The sequence below is a fragment of the Shewanella sp. H8 genome (assembly GCF_040285065.1).
Lineage (GTDB): Bacteria > Pseudomonadota > Gammaproteobacteria > Enterobacterales > Shewanellaceae > Shewanella > Shewanella polaris.
Window position 1 is genome coordinate 42,714 of record NZ_CP157213.1, and the last position, 20,104, is coordinate 62,817.

At 40.6% G+C, this 20,104-nt stretch carries 11 protein-coding genes, 1 tRNA gene and 2 rRNA genes; 8 read left to right on the forward strand and 6 right to left on the reverse strand.

Translation table 11 applies throughout. The annotated features are described in order from the left end of the window. Positions 1–349 precede the first annotated feature (349 nt). From ABIS04_RS00190 to ABIS04_RS00205, 4 genes are all read left to right on the forward strand, one after another. A 23S ribosomal RNA gene (locus ABIS04_RS00190) occupies positions 350–3,253 on the forward strand. 134 nt (positions 3,254–3,387) lie between these two features. Next, positions 3,388–3,503: ribosomal RNA gene (gene rrf, locus ABIS04_RS00195) — 5S ribosomal RNA — on the forward strand. A gap of 105 nt (positions 3,504–3,608) precedes the next feature. Beyond that, positions 3,609–3,685: transfer RNA gene (locus ABIS04_RS00200), tRNA-Asp, on the forward strand. Positions 3,686–4,793: 1,108 nt separating this feature from the next. After that, a complete protein-coding gene (locus ABIS04_RS00205) occupies positions 4,794–7,277 on the forward strand; it encodes an EAL domain-containing protein (RefSeq protein WP_350432188.1) in 2,484 nt (827 codons plus the stop codon). Here ABIS04_RS00205 and ABIS04_RS00210 read toward each other — a convergent pair. Beyond that, entirely contained in the window at positions 7,243–8,217 is a 975-nt protein-coding gene (locus ABIS04_RS00210) for an alpha/beta fold hydrolase (RefSeq protein WP_350432190.1), read from the reverse strand. The two genes, ABIS04_RS00205 and ABIS04_RS00210, sit on opposite strands and share 35 nt — an antisense overlap. Before the next feature lie 60 nt (positions 8,218–8,277). Next, positions 8,278–10,086: a DUF885 domain-containing protein gene (locus ABIS04_RS00215; protein WP_350432192.1), complete on the reverse strand. Its 1,809-nt coding sequence runs from the start codon at positions 10,084–10,086 to the stop codon at positions 8,278–8,280. Between the two features lie 214 nt (positions 10,087–10,300). On the opposite strand from ABIS04_RS00215, the gene add reads away from it, so the two are divergent. Then, positions 10,301–11,302 (forward strand): adenosine deaminase, encoded by a 1,002-nt coding sequence (gene add, locus ABIS04_RS00220; protein WP_350432194.1) that lies wholly within the window; start codon positions 10,301–10,303, stop codon positions 11,300–11,302. 70 nt (positions 11,303–11,372) lie between these two features. Here add and hemN read toward each other — a convergent pair whose 3' ends face one another. The 3 genes from hemN to ABIS04_RS00235 form a co-directional block, all read right to left on the reverse strand. Next, a complete protein-coding gene (gene hemN / locus ABIS04_RS00225; protein WP_350432196.1) occupies positions 11,373–12,749 on the reverse strand; it encodes an oxygen-independent coproporphyrinogen III oxidase in 1,377 nt (458 codons plus the stop codon). Positions 12,750–12,963: 214 nt separating this feature from the next. Next, on the reverse strand, positions 12,964–13,713 hold the full coding sequence (locus tag ABIS04_RS00230; protein WP_350432198.1) for an NRDE family protein: 750 nt from the start codon (positions 13,711–13,713) through the stop codon (positions 12,964–12,966). Positions 13,714–13,767: 54 nt separating this feature from the next. After that, positions 13,768–15,330, reverse strand: coding sequence for a metal transporter (locus ABIS04_RS00235; RefSeq protein WP_350432200.1), 1,563 nt, complete (start codon positions 15,328–15,330; stop codon positions 13,768–13,770). A 313-nt stretch (positions 15,331–15,643) separates the two neighbouring features. Here ABIS04_RS00235 and ABIS04_RS00240 point away from each other — a divergent pair, with 313 nt between their 5' ends. The 3 genes from ABIS04_RS00240 to ABIS04_RS00250 all read left to right on the forward strand — a co-directional run bounded on the left by ABIS04_RS00240 (position 15,644) and on the right by ABIS04_RS00250 (position 19,418). After that, the gene (locus tag ABIS04_RS00240) at positions 15,644–16,243 is read left to right on the forward strand and encodes a YhgN family NAAT transporter (RefSeq protein ID WP_350432201.1); all 600 of its coding nucleotides are present in this window, start codon (positions 15,644–15,646) and stop codon (positions 16,241–16,243) included. 251 nt (positions 16,244–16,494) lie between these two features. Then, positions 16,495–16,797, forward strand: a complete 303-nt coding sequence (locus tag ABIS04_RS00245; RefSeq protein ID WP_350432203.1) for a hypothetical protein — start codon at positions 16,495–16,497, stop codon at positions 16,795–16,797. 2 nt (positions 16,798–16,799) lie between these two features. Beyond that, complete coding sequence (locus ABIS04_RS00250; RefSeq protein ID WP_350432205.1) at positions 16,800–19,418, forward strand: immune inhibitor A domain-containing protein; 2,619 nt, start codon at positions 16,800–16,802, stop codon at positions 19,416–19,418. A 99-nt stretch (positions 19,419–19,517) separates the two neighbouring features. Here ABIS04_RS00250 and ABIS04_RS00255 read toward each other — a convergent pair whose 3' ends face one another. Then, positions 19,518–20,093: a chorismate lyase gene (locus ABIS04_RS00255; protein ID WP_350432207.1), complete on the reverse strand. Its 576-nt coding sequence runs from the start codon at positions 20,091–20,093 to the stop codon at positions 19,518–19,520. Between the last annotated feature and the right edge of the window lie 11 nt (positions 20,094–20,104).

Here is a 20,104-nt window from a genome sequence, read left to right on the forward strand (position 1 = left end):
ATGCATGTGAGTGTTCACACAGATTACTTGTTACCTTCTTCGGAAGGAGAGTGAAACACACCGCGAGCCGGTTAAGTGTTGTTCTTTAACAATTTGGAAAGCTGATAGTACTAACTAAAGGCGCATTGATGACGATTCGTTGTTGTTGATGTGATTACGTTAGTGCGAAAAATAATACTGATGCGAAAGCATCAGTATCTTGAGTTCTCAAAACACTGTTTAAGTGTCTTGAATATTCTAAAAACTAAGGCGAGTCCCACTTCCTACCCTGGAGGTGAGACAAGTAAAAACCAGCTAGTTGCGATATAACGCAGGTGGTTCACGAAAGTGAAACTCATTTGGGTTGTATGGTTAAGTGACTAAGCGTATACGGTGGATGCCTTGGCAGTCAGAGGCGATGAAGGACGTAATAACTTGCGAAAAGCGTTGGCGAGCTAGTAATAAGCATTTGAGCTAACGATATCCGAATGGGGAAACCCAGCAGCATAAGCTGTTATCACTACATGAATACATAGTGTAGTGAGGCAAACCCGGGGAACTGAAACATCTAAGTACCCGGAGGAAAAGAAATCAACCGAGATTCCCCTAGTAGCGGCGAGCGAACGGGGATTAGCCCTTAAGTCTATGGGGTGTTAGTGGAATGAGTTGGAAAGCTCAGCGGCACAGGGTGATAGCCCCGTACATGAAAACTAACCATAGATGAAAACGAGTAAGGCGGGACACGTGACATCCTGTTTGAATATGGGGGGACCATCCTCCAGGCTAAATACTCCTGACTGACCGATAGTGAACCAGTACCGTGAGGGAAAGGCGAAAAGAACCCCTGTGAGGGGAGTGAAATAGAACCTGAAACCGTGTACGTACAAGCAGTGGGAGCGGTTCTTGAGACCGTGACTGCGTACCTTTTGTATAATGGGTCAGCGACTTACGTTTTGTAGCGAGGTTAAGCGAATAGCGGAGCCGTAGGGAAACCGAGTGTTAACTGCGCGTTTAGTTGCAAGGCGTAGACCCGAAACCGAGTGATCTAGCCATGGGCAGGTTGAAGGTTGAGTAACATCAACTGGAGGACCGAACCGACTTATGTTGAAAAATGAGCGGATGACTTGTGGCTGGGGGTGAAAGGCCAATCAAACTCGGAGATATCTGGTTCTCCTCGAAAGCTATTTAGGTAGCGCCTCGAGCGAATACCATTGGGGGTAGAGCACTGTTAAGGCTAGGGGGTCATCCCGACTTACCAACCCTTTGCAAACTCCGAATACCAATGAGTACTACTCGGGAGACAGACAGCGGGTGCTAACGTCCGTTGTCAAAAGGGAAACAACCCAGACCGTCAGCTAAGGTCCCAAAGTGTATGTTAAGTGGGAAACGATGTGGGAAGGCTTAGACAGCTAGGATGTTGGCTTAGAAGCAGCCATCATTTAAAGAAAGCGTAATAGCTCACTAGTCGAGTCGGCCTGCGCGGAAGATTTAACGGGGCTAAACATACCACCGAAGCTACGGGTGCATGCCATTAGGTGTGCGCGGTAGAGGAGCGTTCTGTAAGCGGTTGAAGGTGAAGGGGTAACCCACACTGGACGTATCAGAAGTGCGAATGCTGACATGAGTAACGATAAAGGGAGTGAAAAACTCCCTCGCCGAAAGACCAAGGGTTCCTGTCCAACGTTAATCGGGGCAGGGTGAGTCGACCCCTAAGGTGAGGCCGAAAGGCGTAATCGATGGGAAACAGATTAATATTTCTGTACTTCTGCTAACTGCGATGGAGAGACGGAGAAGGCTAGGCTAGCGCGGCGTTGGTAGTCCGCGTTTAAGGTAGTAGGCTGTATTCTTAGGCAAATCCGGGAATACGTACTTAAATGTACAGGTTGAGAGCTGATGACGAGTCACTAAGGTGATGAAGTAGTTGATGCCATGCTTCCAGGAAAATCTTCTAAGCTTCAGGTTAGTAGAAATCGTACCCCAAACCGACACAGGTGGTCGGGTAGAGAATACCAAGGCGCTTGAGAGAACTCGGCTGAAGGAACTAGGCAAAATGGTACCGTAACTTCGGGAGAAGGTACGCTGCTGTCGGTGATGGGACTTGCTCCCTAAGCTGACGGCAGTCGCAGATACCAGGTGGCTGCAACTGTTTATCAAAAACACAGTACTGTGCAAAATCGCAAGATGACGTATACGGTATGACGCCTGCCCGGTGCCGGAAGGTTAATTGATTGGGTTATCTTCGGAGAAGCTCATGATCGAAGCCCCGGTAAACGGCGGCCGTAACTATAACGGTCCTAAGGTAGCGAAATTCCTTGTCGGGTAAGTTCCGACCTGCACGAATGGCGTAATGATGGCCACGCTGTCTCCAGCCGAGACTCAGTGAAGTTGAAATTGCGGTGAAGATGCCGTATACCCGCGGCTAGACGGAAAGACCCCGTGAACCTTTACTATAGCTTGGCACTGAACATTGAACCTACATGTGTAGGATAGGTGGGAGACTTTGAAGCTTGGACGCTAGTCTGAGTGGAGTCAATCTTGAAATACCACCCTTGTAGTTTTGATGTTCTAACCGCGGCCCCTTATCGGGGTTCGGGACAGTGCCTGGTGGGTAGTTTGACTGGGGCGGTCTCCTCCCAAAGAGTAACGGAGGAGCACGAAGGTTGGCTAAGTACGGTCGGACATCGTACGGTTAGTGCAATGGCATAAGCCAGCTTAACTGCGAGACATACACGTCGAGCAGGTACGAAAGTAGGTCATAGTGATCCGGTGGTTCTGAAATGAAGGGCCATCGCTCAACGGATAAAAGGTACTCCGGGGATAACAGGCTGATACCGCCCAAGAGTTCATATCGACGGCGGTGTTTGGCACCTCGATGTCGGCTCATCACATCCTGGGGCTGAAGTCGGTCCCAAGGGTATGGCTGTTCGCCATTTAAAGTGGTACGCGAGCTGGGTTCAGAACGTCGTGAGACAGTTCGGTCCCTATCTGCCGTGGGCGTTGGATGATTGAAGGAAGCTGCTCCTAGTACGAGAGGACCGGAGTGGACGAACCGCTGGTGTTCGGGTTGTTATGCCAATAGCATTGCCCGGTAGCTACGTTCGGAATCGATAACCGCTGAAAGCATCTAAGCGGGAAGCGAGTCCTAAGATGAGTCATCCCTAGAGCTTTAAGCTCTCTAAAGGGCCGTAGGAGACTACTACGTTGATAGGCAAGGTGTGTAAGCGTTGTGAGGCGTTGAGCTAACTTGTACTAATGACCCGTGAGGCTTAACCATACAACCCAGATGGGTTTTACTGACCTTAGTGTTAGAATAGAGCGCTTAGACAGTGTGAGAGACTCAAAAAGCAATCAGCTTTCCGAATTATTATTTAATGCATAAAAAAGAATGCGTTAGATAAGCAAAATTTGTCTGGAAACCATAGAGCTGTGGCACCACCTGATCCCATTCCGAACTCAGAAGTGAAACACAGTATCGCCGATGGTAGTGTGGGGTCTCCCCATGTGAGAGTAGGTCATTTCCAGGCGCCTAATAACTCGAAAGAGTAGCTTCAATATGAAGCGAGTCTCCTAGCCATGACATGTTAGCGACTTAAAAAGCATTTAGCATCGTGCGTAAGCAATTTGCTAAAGGAGCGGTAGTTCAGTTGGTTAGAATACCGGCCTGTCACGCCGGGGGTCGCGGGTTCGAGTCCCGTCCGCTCCGCCAATTACATCGAAGCCTCGTCATTAGACGAGGCTTTTTTGTATCTGCAATAAACAAGATAACAGCTTAGCTTATTAATTTTCCGTTATACAAGTTCCATTCATTATGTGCTCAATCAATCAGAATCACTCAGGTTTTCAGTTTGAGGTGCATTGTTAAAAGAATGGTTATTCCACAATGCAACAACGAAATGGTACACAAAGTGGCCCATCTCGTATGTTGGACAGATGTAGGTTAGCATCCACCAGTCAAATCGAAGCCTTGCTATTAGATAGACGAGATTATTTGTTTCACATCATGGAACAAATCAGTTGGATAGAACGTCAGTTATTTCCATCATAGCGATTTAAATTTATGACTAAATTATCGTGGTCTACCTTGTACATCAAGGTTTTATATTTATCTGATATGCGCCGTTCACTGAAAGTTTCTGCAATCATGCGAGGGTGTTTGGTTATCAAAATTTGAATTAGTTAATAATACCAATTACCTTTGTTACCTAATACACATAAAAATGGTAACAAATGACGCCACAAATCAGTTATAAATAATCATTCCAGTCATACTATTTACACTATCAATGTCTGTTAATTATTAAGTACAATTGTGGGGGGGCTATCATTAGAAATCGCTTTGATAGATCAACAAAATATAATTATTGACCATTACTCCATTACTCCATTACTTCATTACTCTCAATAAATAAGTAATACTTAAGAGGAAGTGTTTTAGTCAATCGATGAATTGCAGCATTTTAAAAATTGCCAAATATGGTTAATTGTCTGATTATGTTTAAGAGAAATCATCTACAATTATCTTTCATGCGTATGGGATAAGTGAAATTGGACAATTATTAGTGCTATTTATATCACGTAAATATAGCGATCAACGCTTGAATCAGCCATATAGTATATGTAAATAAAATTACACTCCTAAGCTAAACAAGGTAAAGTAGTCTTATCACATTTTGAAATGCTTAGATTATTTTATCGCTATTCATAAATACTACATTTTGATGTTCTTTATGCGATTAGCTTTCATAACTATTCCTTTACTTATTGATAAGATTACAGTTAGCATATCTTTGTATATTTAATTTGGTGGGTTTATTTTGCCTCGTTTGCCAACACTCTCTTTGTCTATTCTCGTACCTGTATCTATCTTTATCCTTTACCTTGGTTTGGTATGTGGGGAGTATGTCTATGAGCATGCAGAAATCAATGAACAACTTGCATCCAGACAGTCAGAACAAATCCAGAAAGACTTGTTCAGAATGCGTCATGTAGTTGAATCATCGATGTTAACTCAAGATTATGAACGACTTGAACAGGAAGTGGCTTTAGTTTCAACAGACCAAAATATGATGGTGTACGTCATACTTGATGCCGAAAGTAAAATTCGCTTCGCGAATCATATTATTTGGCGCGAAAGTAATGCGACGAATGTGTTGGAAGGCTATTCTGCCAGTTTGCATAGAAGTGTCATTACCAGCAATAAACCGTACCTAAAGGTAAATTTCGATCGTTTATCTATCCAAGTTTATTACCCTCTAAATTCAAACTTTAATTATAGTTACTCTAACTCAGTTGAGCTGATTTATTTAGAGTATGACATTGCTAATACTCTATCGGAAGCTGTCGACAGTCTTTTAAAGCGCTTCATGAAAGTTTGGGGGATAGGCGCTTTATTGTTGTCACTATTTTGTGTCATGTTGCACTACCTACTTATTAGGCCTTTAACACAATTAAGCTTAGCTGCAAAAAATATTGATTCACCAGATTTTAATACCGATATAATATGTGCTTCCACTGAATTGATTAATTTACGTGATTATCTTAATCAGGTAAATGGCCGTTTATCTCGAAGTAAAAAACGTCTCAACGATGCTGAACAACGTTGGCTTTTTGCTGTTGAAGGTGCTCGTAATGGAATTTGGGATTGGTGTATTGCTACAGGAGATGTGTTTGTTTCTGATCGCTGGAAAGACATATTAGGTTATAAACCTTATGAGCTTGATAATGACTATTCCGTGTGGGAATCTCGACTACATCGTGATGATAAGGCACAAGTTTTAAATACTTTACAAAATTATATTAATAATCAACACGAGTATTATGAAAGTGTTCACCGTTTGCGACATAAAGATGGACGTTTTATTTGGATTTTAGATCGAGGGAAAATAGTAGAGTGGGATGAGTCTGGTCGACCATTACGGATTATCGGAACAGTAACAGATGTTTCTGGTGATGTTAAAAATCAGAATATTACTAATGAAAAACCAAGCAGTAATGGACTTACCGATTTAATTAATCGCGAAGTTCTTGCGGATGAGCTATATGACTTACAAGTGTTTAGCCGTAAGACTGGCCAGTTTTCAGCGCTGTTAATGATAAACTTGGATAACTTTAAGTTAATTAATGATGCCTTGGGTCATCAATTAGGTGATCGACTGTTAATGCAAATAGCTGCCAGGCTTTCAGGGACATTCTCCAGTGCTGGTCTTGTTGCTAGACTGGGGGCTGACGAATTTGTTATTTTAGCTAAGAATTTTGGTCATGACATAGATCAAGCCAATAAACGAGCGTTAGCTTTGGCGAGTGAAGTGAGGCAATTAATTGGTCGTAGCTTTATGATTTCAGATCAAAACTTGTCAATATCAGCCAGAATTGGTCTAGTGATTTTTGATGGTATAGAGTCATTAGAACCTCAAATATTGCTAGCTCGTGTTGATAGTGCTTTAGAGCAAGCCAAAGACAGCCGATCTAATGGTTGTGCCATCTATCAAGCCGAATTAGATAAGGATCAGATTCAACCATTCAAATTACAAAATGAGTTAAAGCTTGCAATTGATAACGACCAGATGTCACTTATGTATCAACCCGTCGTTGATCAGGCTGGACAACTCAATAGCGTAGAAGTATTAATGCGTTGGTATCATCCGCAACATGGATATATAAGTCCACGGAAGTTTATTGAATCTGCAGAATTATCTGACTGTATTTTTGAATTAGAACTTTGGGCACTGGACCAAGTTTGTGATTTGATTCAACAGCTTCAACTACAAAATGAAACAGTACCTCTGATGTCATTAAATGTATCCTCACGTCATTTTCATCAAGAGCATTATACAAATGTGATTATTAATCGAATTAATAAAGCACAAATATCACCTAAACTGTTTCAATTTGAATTAGCTGAAGATGTATTTGCTGTCAACGCTAAGGTAGCAAGAAATAAAATTGCTGAATTACAGCGGTATGGAGTCAATATTGCAATGGATAATTTTGGCGGTGGGTCTTGTGCCGTACATCTATTACAAGGAGTTGGTTTTTCACAGGTGAAGTTAGCCGCTGTCTATCTGGAGGATATTGAGTTTAATCCGGAAATCTTTAACATTGCTGCTGCCGTTGTTGAGTTTGCTACTAACTTACATTTTCCTGTTGTCGCGAAACAGGTGGAAAATAAACAGCAACTCAATTTATTGACACATGCTAAGTGCACTTGGTTCCAAGGTTATATTATTAGCCGCCCCTTAGAGCGGGACGATATAATACAATTAATTAAAACGCAGCTATCTTTGAGTGTCGTGCGATAAAATCAATAGTATAAGACAGTGCTAGATTACGCATGGTATCGCTTTCGATGAAGACTTCATGAGATGCTCCTTCAATGACCACTTTATGGCAATTGATACTTAACGCTTGGTTTTGTGCCTCATTAGAAACGATACAGTCTTTTTCAGCTTGTAAAATGAGTATCGGTGTTTCACTGTATTTAGCATAGTTGATACTTTTCTCTGCTGCAGACATAGCCTCAAGTAACCAATGATTAGTTGGCGACCCTAATTGCACTGCGGGTGTTTTGTCGAATAAATCTCGATAATATTGGTAACGTTGTTGGCTGTGAGTGAGCCGATTACTCCTAAAGCTATCTGGTTGGTATTGTGTTCCACCTAACACAAACTTACTGTGGATTTTGCCTGCTTCGAGACGATTATTATCTAATTTTTTTGCTAACCAACGTATCACTGATTTTGCAATCGGTAGTTTAATACCAAACATTGGGGCAGAAAAAACCGCAGCAGTAAATGTGTGAGGATATTGATTAAGGTAATCACTGGCGATGGCACAGCCCATAGAGTGGGCAATTAGACATAACTCATCATGTTGCTGTTGCAATACTATTTGATCAATAAATTGAGTAAAATCTGCAGTGTAATCAGTAAACTTATTAACATAACCCTGATGAGGATTATGCGTTAGCCTGTCGGATAAGCCTTGACCTCGGTGATCTAAAGCGTAAACACTAAATCCTTGTTGGTATAAATCAAACATCAACTCTTGGTACTTGATATAGGATTCTACCCTGCCATTACTAATCACTATGGCGCGTTGACTATTTGGATGTTGGATCATTGCATAGGCAATATTTATACCGTCATAGGCACAAAAACTTGATTGCTGTACTTGTTGCCAAAAACATTGCTGTTCAACAGTATCAAGCTTTAATTCTGATGAAAATTTCATGAAATGCATTCTTGTATGCCAAATTGTTAAAATCTTAAAATTATTTATGCTTAAGTATTAATCAAACTACTATACGTTACTTTCATCGTTTATTATTTTTTGTTGACGAATAATAAACTCATCAACCATTTGCTCTAGTACTGACATCGGAATTGATCCATTCTCTAAAATGGCATCATGGAATTGTCTGATATCGAAATTTTGTCCTAGTGCCGTCTCCGCTTTAGCGCGTAAGCGTTTTATGGTTAATTCACCAATTTTGTATGATAGTGCTTGACCAGGCCATGAAATATAACGATCTATTTCAGTCGTGACGTTGTGCATTGAAAGTGCGGTATTACTGGCCATAAAGTCGATTGCTTGTTGTCGACTCCAACCTTTAGCGTGCATTCCTGTGTCAACGACTAAGCGAGCCGCACGCCACATTTCATAAGTTAACCGGCCAAAGTTACTGTATGGGTCTTTATAAAACCCAGCTTCCAAACCTAAATATTCGGAATATAATCCCCAGCCTTCACCGAATGCTGAGATATAACTGTAACGCCTAAAGTTAGGTAAATCAGTAAGTTCCTTATTCAGTGAAATTTGTAAATGATGGCCGGGAACCGCTTCGTGTAATGTTAACGCTTCAAGCTCATACAAAGGTCTTTTGTCTAAGGCATAGGTATTAACCCAGTAATAGCCGGGTTCATCATCACGGTTTGAACCAGAATAACGCCCAGTGGTGTATTTAGGTGCTATTTCTGCTGGCACAGGTGCGATACCATAAGGTGTTCTTGGTAATTTCCCAAAATACTTAGGCAAGATTGCATCGGCTTTTTTTGCAATAAATGCTGCTTCTTTCAGTAATTCATCGGCTGTTTTGGGATAAAACTGCGGGTCAGTGCGTAAAAATCTTAAAAAATCGGCAAAACTACCTTTAAAATTCACTTCTTTAATAACTTGTTCCATTTCCGTTTTTATACGATCAACTTCTTGTAATCCAAGTTGATGGACTTCTTCTGCTGTCATAGGCAGTGTGGTGTAATATTCCACTCTGTTTTGATAAAACTTAGAACCATCAGGTAAAGACGATGCTGCAATCTGGATACGTGCATTTGGAATATATTCCTGAGTCATAAAATCATAGAATTGTTGATACAGTGGCAATACGGTTTGCTCTATTATTGATAGACCTTGTTGAGTTAATGCTGTTTTTTCTACGGTACTAAAATAATCTGGATAATGGGTAAATGGAGTAAAGTAGCCGCTATCTTCTGTCGGGACAATAAAAGCACTAATGCTGTCTTCAAAACCTTTTAAAGTGATTTTTGCTGGCGTTATTCCACTGGCTAAACCTTGCTTGAGCCAGTATGTTTGTTGCGAAAAATAACGTGGTAATTGCTTAAGCTTGGCTAAATAATTCTGGTAATCTTCAACATTTTTAAAGCGGCCTTTGGCAATAGAAGCAATATAGGCATGAAAACCACTTTCTGCTGTTATCGGTAAATAATGATCGTGAAAACGATACATGTCGACTGTATTTTGGAGCTGATCTTGCAATATTGTGGCGTTGATGACATCGGACTTAGACAAGTGCTTTCGATCAAGCTGTTTAAGTTTATTTAGAATGTTGAGAGTCTGTTGATTTTTTTTCGCTAATGCTTCAACTGATAAATCATCAAGTTTTCCGGCCGCTGAAGCATCACCCAAGTTGGCAGCTAACTCTGGAGAGTATGCGAGATTGACAGCCCAACTCTGATCTATGATAGCTTGTAAATTGCTATTGATTTGCGTTTGTTGGCTTGTACTAGGCTTATCAATCTGAGATGTATTTGTATGACTATTACAAGCCGTTATATTTAAGATTATCAGGGTTGTTAGAAGCAGCAAGCGCATCGATAGTCCTTTATTACTTTATCGGTTTTATCAGCATTAGAGTATGCCCGATTTCAGTACAAAAAACACATCACGAATTAATATGTATTTTTAGTGTGTTAGATCCCATAAAAATATAGGTCATCAAAATTTATTTAAATACATGTTAAACTGAAATTTATTCTCTGACCAACAAAACCATACAAATGGCAGGGTAAGTTTATAGGGGTTAATTATGATAGATCCAACTATTCCGCTGGTTGATTTGCATCGGCATTTAGACGGTAATGTTAATGTAAAAACTATTTGGGAATTAGGCCATCAACATGGCATTAAATTACCTGCTAATTCTTTAGAAGAGCTTGCACCATTCGTGCAGATCCAAGGTAAAGAAAATAGCCTAGTGGATTTTTTAAAGAAACTGGATTGGATGGTTGCTGTATTAGCAGATCTTGACGCAGTGAAGCGTGTTGCCTACGAAAATGTTGTCGATGCTGCTGCACAAGGGTTAGATTACGCAGAATTGCGCTTCAGTCCTTATTACATGGCGATGAATCATAACCTGCCGATTGAAGGGGTTGTTGAAGCGGTTATTGACGGTGTCCGTGCTGGAGTGAAAGAGTATGATATTAAGATTAATCTTATTGGTATTATGTCGCGATCATTTGGCCAAGAAAAATGTCGTTTAGAACTTGAAGGGATTCTGGCTTATCGTGACAGCATTGTCGCGATGGACTTAGCTGGCGATGAACTTGGGTTTCCTGGCGATTTGTTTTCCGAACACTTTAAACGAGTGCGAGATGCTGGGTTACAAGTCACCGCTCATGCCGGTGAAGCTGCTGGCGCAGAAAGTATGTGGCAAGCCATCAACGTATTAGGTGCAACGCGAATAGGTCATGGTGTTAATGCTATCCACGACCCTAAGTTAATGGAATATCTTGCACAGCATCGTATTGGTATTGAGTCATGTCCAACCAGTAATTTACATACATCTACAGTCGCAAATTATGATGTACATCCGCTAGATAAATTTATGGATGCAGGTGTATTGATTGGCTTAAATACTGATGATCCAGGCGTGAGTGCGATTGATATTGCCCATGAATATCGAGTTGTTAAAAACGAGATGGGCTTCAGTGATGCTCAACTAGCAACATTACAACGTAATGGTGTTGAAATGGCTTTTATATCAGACAGTGACCGTAAAGCGCTATATGCTAAAAAGCTAAGTAAATAGCTTATATTAGTAAATAAAATAGCCAGCAAATGCTGGCTATTTTTGTATGTGGTGCTCAATAACTAGTGGACTAGATCACTCTTGAAAACTGTTGTTGACGGGCTTTTTGACGATAATAGACATCAAAACACATACAGATATTACGAATCAGTAGACGACCGGTCGTGCTAACCGTTAGTTTACGATCTGTGATATCAACTAATTTATCATTAATGAATGTCTGTAACAGCTTAAGATCTTCAGCAAAATATTCATCAAAATTAATATCGAATTTTTGTTCAATTTTGTTCATGTCTAAATCAAAATGGCAGATAATTTGCTTAATCACTGCACGACGAATTTCGTCATCATGATTTAAGCTACAACCTTTCCATAGTGCATGTCCATTGGCATCAATAGATTCATAATAAGGGCGAATATCTTTTTGATTCTGAGCATAACAATCGCCAATTTGACTAATTGAAGATACCCCTAAACCCAGTAAATCACACTCTTCTTGGGTGGTATAGCCTTGGAAATTACGATGTAATTTACCGGCATTTTGTAACTTGGCTAATTCATCATTAGGTTTAGCAAAGTGATCCATACCAATAAATTGATAGCCAGCATCTGTTAACGATTCTATCGTTTGGCGCAGCATATCTAATTTCTGTTGTGGAGCAGGCATATCATGTTCTTTAATTTTACGCTGTGCAGCAAAACGTGATGGTAAATGTGCATAGTTAAAGACAGACAAGCGATCTGGCGACAGTTCAATAATGCGCGCAATCGTTTTCGCAAAGGTTTCTGGTGTCTGTAGTGGTAAACCATAAATTAAATCAACATTTGTCGACACAAAACCTAGTTCTTTTGCTCGAGCAATTAAGTCGAAAATAAATTGCTCGTCTTGTTCACGATTTACGGCAATTTGCACTTCTTTATTGAAGTCTTGCACGCCAATAGATACTCGGTTAAACCCAGCTTCTTTTAAGGTGTCAAGCATACTTAGCTCGATTTCTCGAGGGTCAACTTCAATTGAGTATTCACCCACCTCTGCAAAATTAAAATGCTCTTTAATTAGAGTGGTTAATTTAAGAATTTGTTCAGGACTTAAAAAAGTGGGTGTTCCTCCGCCCCAATGCATTTGGGTTACGGTGTAATTTTTGAATAATGGGGCACGTTTAATAATTTCAGTGGCCAGATACTCAATATATTGATCCGCTTTATGTGAATGGCGAGTAATAATTTTATTACAGCCACAGTAGTAACAAAGCTTGGCGCAAAAAGGGATATGTACATATAACGATAGTTTATCGGATTTACTATTTTTAATTGATGTCAGTAAATCTTGTTCAGTAAAGGCATCGTCAAATTCTAATGCAGTCGGGTAAGAAGTATAACGGGGACCGCTGTAATTGTATTTTTCGATCATCGACTGATCCCAACTAATCTGAGTGGGCTGCTTCAAGGCGTGTCCTCCAGGGGGTAAATTAGCAACAACCGAAGTATGCAATGTTCATAACCAAATAACCTTGATCTAGGTTGTAAAAATGAATGTTGCCTACTGGAATAAATACACTTTAGCTGTGTCTTATATGAAATGTTGCTTGGAATGAGGAGTAAGTCACAGTTTGTTATGCTGTACGAAAGTAGTGCGCAAATCATATTGGCAAAACTGGCAATCAGTTAATCGTAAATTGTTGCATACCTAAATTACGTGCCTTGCCATCGTATCTCACTTCAGTAAATTGCACCTTACCACTTCGATGTTTCAATACTATGCTGGTTGAGCGGGTGCCGTATTCTTCATGTTGAATAAAAATAGAGGATAGACGTCGTTCCCATTCAAGGCTAATGCCTGTTTGAGGTAAATCTTGATCTTTTGGTTGAGAGGTATCATGCATAATATCAAGTAATCGGTCTATGCAAGGTGATTTCATCTGCTTGATATAGCTTTGTAGCTGTTGCTGGCCTTTAGCCATTTTAGGCCATATATCATCTAAGGCGCCATTGCTTACAGCATGAAACCCAGGCTTAAGCTGGGTAGTCGTTAATGTTTTGCTGTTAAAGCAAAACATTTGATTGTGTTGTTCAAAGACCAAATTAAATGGATTGTAATTTACCGAGTGTTCAATTAACCATTGGCTATTGATTTGTTGCTTAGTGAGCGCATCGACGACTAATTCGCCTCGACTGCGCACACCATCTTGCTGTTCAGTTACCCGGATGTTAGTTAGTCCTGCAAACTGGCCTTGTTCATTAATCCCTAACCAAGTGCCGCCTGCTTGTTTGTCTTGCCCTGCATAAATAGCCGGTGTCGTTGTCCAACGATAGGCTGGGGCTGTTGCTCTATGGTGAAATTCATCGCGGTTAGCGCAAACGATTAAGGGGTAATCAGGGTGTGCTTCTACGGCAATAAATAAAATACACATTTCTCTTCCCCTTTAATATCGTGGCTTAACCAACCATCATTAATTGGTGAGCTATCAGTGATGATGGTTATGTGCAGCCTTTATTTCTGAATCTTGGGCGTGATCATGATTATGCTGGGTTGATTTTAAGTTGACCATCAAACGGCTTAAAAACTTCCTCGGCCCAAGACGGAGTAAGCTGGCACCAAATAATAAGGTAATCGCCACTAAACCAATGATATTGACCGATTCAGGCAGTTGCACTGTGAATGATGAGACCAGTGTTAATTGATCTGCCACCATTAAGCCTACAAATAAAATACCGCCTAACATGAGTCCTTGTTTCCAGTTCATTAATTTTAATTGACCAATATTAAGTACTGGGGCGGCTAATAAAGTAAAGGCGACAGCTATTTGGCTCCAACCACTATAAGCCAAAGCAAGCGCTAAAATAACGGTGCCTAGGCTGCAAAAGCGCATCGGTAAAAATACCAATAATAAGATAAACACCTGTAATGCCGGATTTTCTAAGGGAACCGACGGGTGACCGATGAGGTTTGCTAATACTAAGCTAAGAATAATCCACGGAGCACTACGATCGACTAATTGGTTAAAACCGAAACGCCATGCTGATCCTGATAGCGTTGGTTGTGGGTCTGTCAGATTGACTTGAGTCAATGTCATTAATAACCCAATGGCCAATAAACCGATTGATTGATAAAGCGCAAACCAAGGACCTAGCAACAATAAGGAAATTAACAATGCTTCAGGACCTGCTAAACGTTGAAGCCAAAGTTGTCCTAAGGAAGTATTGGAAGGCCTTAATCCCAATGCAAACCTGGTAGTAGCAATAAAATAACTACCTAGTAATATGGGTGAAATGGTTAATAACCAGCTGACGAATTGTTCTGAACCATGTTCTGGATGAGCATGTTCGTGGCCGCCAGTTTCCATTAGTAATAGCAGTGCTAATAATCCTAAACCAAATAAACTGCCAATACCTGCCTGATATTGATATTTACCTTGTTTATCTTCTTGGGGATGAACATGAGGCTGATGTAATACCACATGCAAAATAGAACCCGTTACAAAAGCTTGTAAGTAAACGGTGTTTTCAATACTTAACTGAGACAATAAATGTTCGCCAGCAAAGTAACCGATACTCGTTAATATCATCATCGCGGCGAGCACAACACTGGTCCATCGGGTACCAATTTGAGGCTTGAGTAACCACCAAATAGCAACACCAACCGGTAAACGATGCATAATCACACCTAAGGCAAGGAGTGTCGAATTACCGTCTTGTTGAGCTAATACCATTGCGCCACCATCAGTAATCGTGTGCAGCAACAAACCGCCAGTACCTAATATGAGGGTAATATTATGGGTGATATCTGAATATTGATGAAATAGCTTTTCGCTGGCTGTTGGACCCCAAACGCCAAGCATGACAAACAATAGCGTTATAAATCCGCCATGTTCCAGTAGTTCTGGCAAAATATGAATGAGCACCAATCCGCCAAGAGAGACGAAAATAAATCCATCCAAGCCTTTTTGCAATCCGCTACCTGATGAAAAGAAGCGATAAAAAATTGGCCCAAACAGTAATGCAATACAGCTAGAGATTAGATAGAGCATATTATCCAGAAAATCAATCGAAAAAAACAACGTAGTATAACCATTTTTATTGCAAATTGTAGTGTGAGAGCGTTTAAACTGAATAATTTACTGAGTGTTAGATAGCAATTATAACGACGCGATTTAAGCTTATTCTGATTATTGAATTTATTAACGCGGTAATTGTTTTGTCGATCTTAATGATGGCAACTTACTTATAATTAAACAGCATTATTGTTTTATGATTATAAATAAGTGAGCTTTGATATCGTTTATTTTGTTACTTTTGGTATACAATATAGCTCAAATTTTGTTAATTAAAAGATTGTTGTCCATGGATATTTTTTCTGTCACCGTCATGTTGTTTTTGATTATGGATCCACTGGGTAACCTCCCCATATTTGCTTCGATTTTACGCCATATCGATCCCAAAAAGCGCCGTCAGGTTTTAATTCGTGAACTCCTATTTGCATTAGTTATTATGTTGTCCTTTTTATATGCCGGTGAAGCAATTCTTAATTTTCTAAACTTACGGTCAGAGTCGGTCAGTATTGCTGGCGGCATTATTTTGTTCTTAATTGCGATTAAGATGATTTTCCCTTCTCCTGGCGGTGTCGCGGGATTAGCTGCGGGTGAAGAGCCTTTTATTGTCCCTATGGCAATCCCATTGATGGCGGGTCCATCTATTTTGGCTGCATTAATATTATTGGCGCACACTGACAGTAATCGTATGGGAGATTGGACCATTGCATTAGTCTCTGCTTGGGCTATGAGCGCTGTTATTTTAATGTTCTATAAGTTATTTACTCGCTTATTAGGTGAAAAAGGATTAACAGCTGTTGAACGATTGATGGGCATGGTATTGGTGATGATAGCGGTACAAATGTTACTTGATGGCATATCTAATTATCTCAAAACAGCTGCTGCGATTTAAGTCCGGTTTATTTGATTGGATGATGTTGAGTGACGCCAAGGTTGAACGTTAACTAATTGAAATTATTATCTATCCATAGTTCATATAAAAAGCCGACTCAGCTGAGTCGGTTTTTTTATTTAAGCTAGCTGAAGATACTTTCAATTAAATATTAATCGAGCGGATATATTTACATTAATTAATGTCTAAAGTTAATTGTAGCCCAATAGTTACAACTGTTAATATTGTGTGGTTACTGATAAAGGTGAATTATGAAATTTATTATCGTCATGTTGGGACTTGGTTTTATGAGCTTGCAAGGTTGTCAACATCAGTCTGCAGCATCAAAGGTAGACGATCCAGTAGGCACTAAACCGTTAGTTAAAGATTGTGGTCCTAGCGCGATGCCGCCGTTACGTGATAAGACTAAACTCACTGAAAATTTACGTAAAAAAGGGCTAATCACCGCAGATATGAATCAAGCACAAATTGATAAAATTGTTGCTGATTATATTGTTAAACGCCAAAAAGCGTTTGAAAAATGCCACAAGCCAACACCCAATATAGGTAAGTAGTAATGAGTAAATTGACTAAACTTTATGGATTTGCCGCATCAACTATGTTGCTTTCTTGTTGTATGACTGCATTGGCTGCTCCACAAACGGGCACTCCTACCGATAGCGCGTTAATCGATCAAGAGCAAGTACTATACTGGTTGATCAAACGTGGAGAAGTTGCTGCAGACGCCAGTGATACCGTTAAGCAAGCTGCTGTAGATGAATTTATTCATCGTGGTAATCATACGACATATAAACCCGCAGCTATTGAAATCAAAGCGGAACAAATACGTATTAAACAAGTTGGGCAAAAAAGTAAAACCAGTGCTCAATATGTTTCTGCCAATAATGTTCTAGCCGATCAAGATGTCACTAAAAAGGTAAAGGTGTTAGCGGTATTAGTCGACTTTCCCGACTTACCTCATGACGCCAACCGACTCGATGTAGGTGATACTGAAATGTATTACAGCAGCTATCCTGTGTCGCATTATCAGCAGCTGCTATTTTCAGAAACAGGCTATACAGGTCCAAGTAATCAAACTTTACAATCTGCTTATCAATATTACCAAGCTGTTTCTGGAGAGAGCTTCTTTTTTACTGGCCAAGTACAAGACTGGGTTACCGCGGACCAAAATGCTAGTTATTATGGTGGTAATGATGCTGATGATAATGACCAAGCAGTAACTGATTTAGTTAAAGAAGCTGTCACCAAAGCGGTAGCAAGCATGAGCGACTCAGAGCTAGAAAGCTTTGATGTTGAAGACCCGTACGATCTAGATGGTGACGGTAATTATGATGAGGCAGACGGTATTATTGATCACGTCATGTTGTTTCATTCTAGTATCGGCGAAGAAGTGGGTGGCGGAATATTAGGTGAGGACGCAATTTGGTCACATCGTTTTTTCGTAGACCAAAATACCAATGGTTATGAAATTCCTGGCCGCAACCTTAAAGTATTTGGTTATACCGTGCAGCCAATCGATTCTGCAGTAGGTGTATGTACTCATGAGTTCGGCCATGATTTGGGTTTACCAGACGAATATGACACCACTTATAGTGGCGATGGTTCGCCTGTAGGCTCTTGGTCTTTGATGTCTGGCGGTAGTTGGACAGGCAGTCCTGCAGGTTCTCAACCAAGTGGTTTTAGCCCGTATGCAAAATCTTACTTACAAGAAAAATACAAAGGTAAGTGGGTCAATGAACAAAATGTTTCATTGGCGGATTTAACCAGTAGTGGTACGGCAGTAGAGCTTAGCCATGCCATAAACACTAATGCAGTTAATCAATTATCAATTGCGCTCCCTGCCGCAGACATTGCATTTACAGCACCATTATCAGGCATGTATCAGTATTATTCTGGTCAGGGTCATCTAATCAATAATGCCATGTCATTTGATGTGACATTGCCATTAGATACGCCGTTAGCATTATCTTTCCAAGCTCATTGGGATATTGAAGACGATTATGACTATATCCAGGTAATGGTAGACAGCGTGGCGATACCTGGCGATCACACCATTACAACCAACTCTATTTATCCAACCGTTAAAAACTTTATTAGCGGTAAGTCGAGTGATATTAGTACCTCATATGGTGATGAGGATTGGGTTGGACTGAACTTTGATTTGAGTAACTATGCCGGACGTAATGTGCAGATCAGTGTGGTGTACAAAACAGATGAAGCCGTTGGTAATTACGGTATGGCGATTGATAATATTCAATTAACTAACCAGGGCACAGCGTTTTATAATGATGGCGCCGAAACTGACGTAATGGCAACCCTGTCTGGTTTTAGCCGCATTGAAGATAGCTTATCTGGTAAAGCAAGACGTTATTTAGTCCAATTACGCAGCCATCAAGGTGTTGATGCTGGGTTAGATTCTCATAATTACGAACCCGGCGTATTACTGTGGTTAGAAAACCCCAATTATAGCGATAACAATGTGTCAGAACATCCAGGTGGAGGTTTGATTGGTGTTATTGATGCAGACCAAAATTTGATTGGTAATCAGTTAACCGATATTCAAATTCGTGATGCTGCTTTTAGTTTGTACCCTCAAAATCCTTACTTTGGTGACAGCCATTTAGGTGCGGAGTCTTTATTTGATGATAGTACTGACTACAGTGCGCCTCTAAAACCACAGGCAGGTATGATATTGCCAGAGCTAGGTTTTACCATGCAAGTAATGGAACAAGCTAGCGACAGTAGTACCGCGACAGTTGAGTTTGCCTTGGCTGATAGCAGCATATTGCCGGAAGTGACCCTTGATGCTGACATTACGGCTCTAGTTTCAGGTGCTGATGTGAACTTTAGCGTGGTTGTCAGTGGCGGCAGTGATTACACTTACACATGGTCTTTTGGGGAGGCTAATGCCACGAGTACTGATGCTGCGCCAAGCTATACATATTCAACATCGGGTGACTATCCCGTTAGTGTATTAGTCACCGATGGTGCGGGTAATACGGTGACCGCGACAGAAAGTGTAAGTGTGGTTATAGCTACAATTCCAACCACGCCAACAACTCCAACATCGACAGAAACTAGCGACGATAGTGGTAGTGGTAGTGGCGGAGGAAGTCTAGGCTGGCTAAGTGTGATTATGTTTGGTTTGTTTGGCTATTTCCGCAAACGGATTTAACACCACAAAGGTGATAACAGAACGCCCATTAAAGGGCGTTTTTTGTCATTAGGTAAACAAGGTTTTGCTAACGATATTGGATTAATTTTATACATGAGATTAGGCGATTTTATTAATGTACTCGACAGCAGCAGGTAGAAATATTTCACTGACAATAAGCTGTGAGTTAAATACATTAAAATAGCGTCTTCGGCCCCATAAACTCTGATTCACTTGTTGATTTAAGCTGGTGGCTAAGGCCGCTAAACGGCCACAGGTTTCAAATTGGGCAACTTCAATATTACCAGGAGTAATGTCTGGGCTGCTAAATAACAATTCACCCAAAGGCCGAGTGCCAAGGCGCGTAAAATCATTCTTTGGAGTTTGAACGCCTAAAATTGTTTGTGGGATGAGTGTTCGGGCAAATACCCACGGAATACCGTCAAGGCACAATAATACCTCTCGGATCCAAACAGGATCAGTCTGGGTAGGAAATTCATCCGCTAGAGGCACAAGTAGATGCTCACCTAATACTTTTACTTCAAAGTGTTTACAGTGTGTCTTGAGGCGCTGGGTTAAACTTCCGGTGGCTAATAACCATCCTTTAAGCGGACTATGGGGCAAAGCATCGATTTTTTGTGGCGAAAACCAATGAATTGATTCACCATAAGGAAAGCTAATACTGGTCACGTTCATCTAAAACTCGT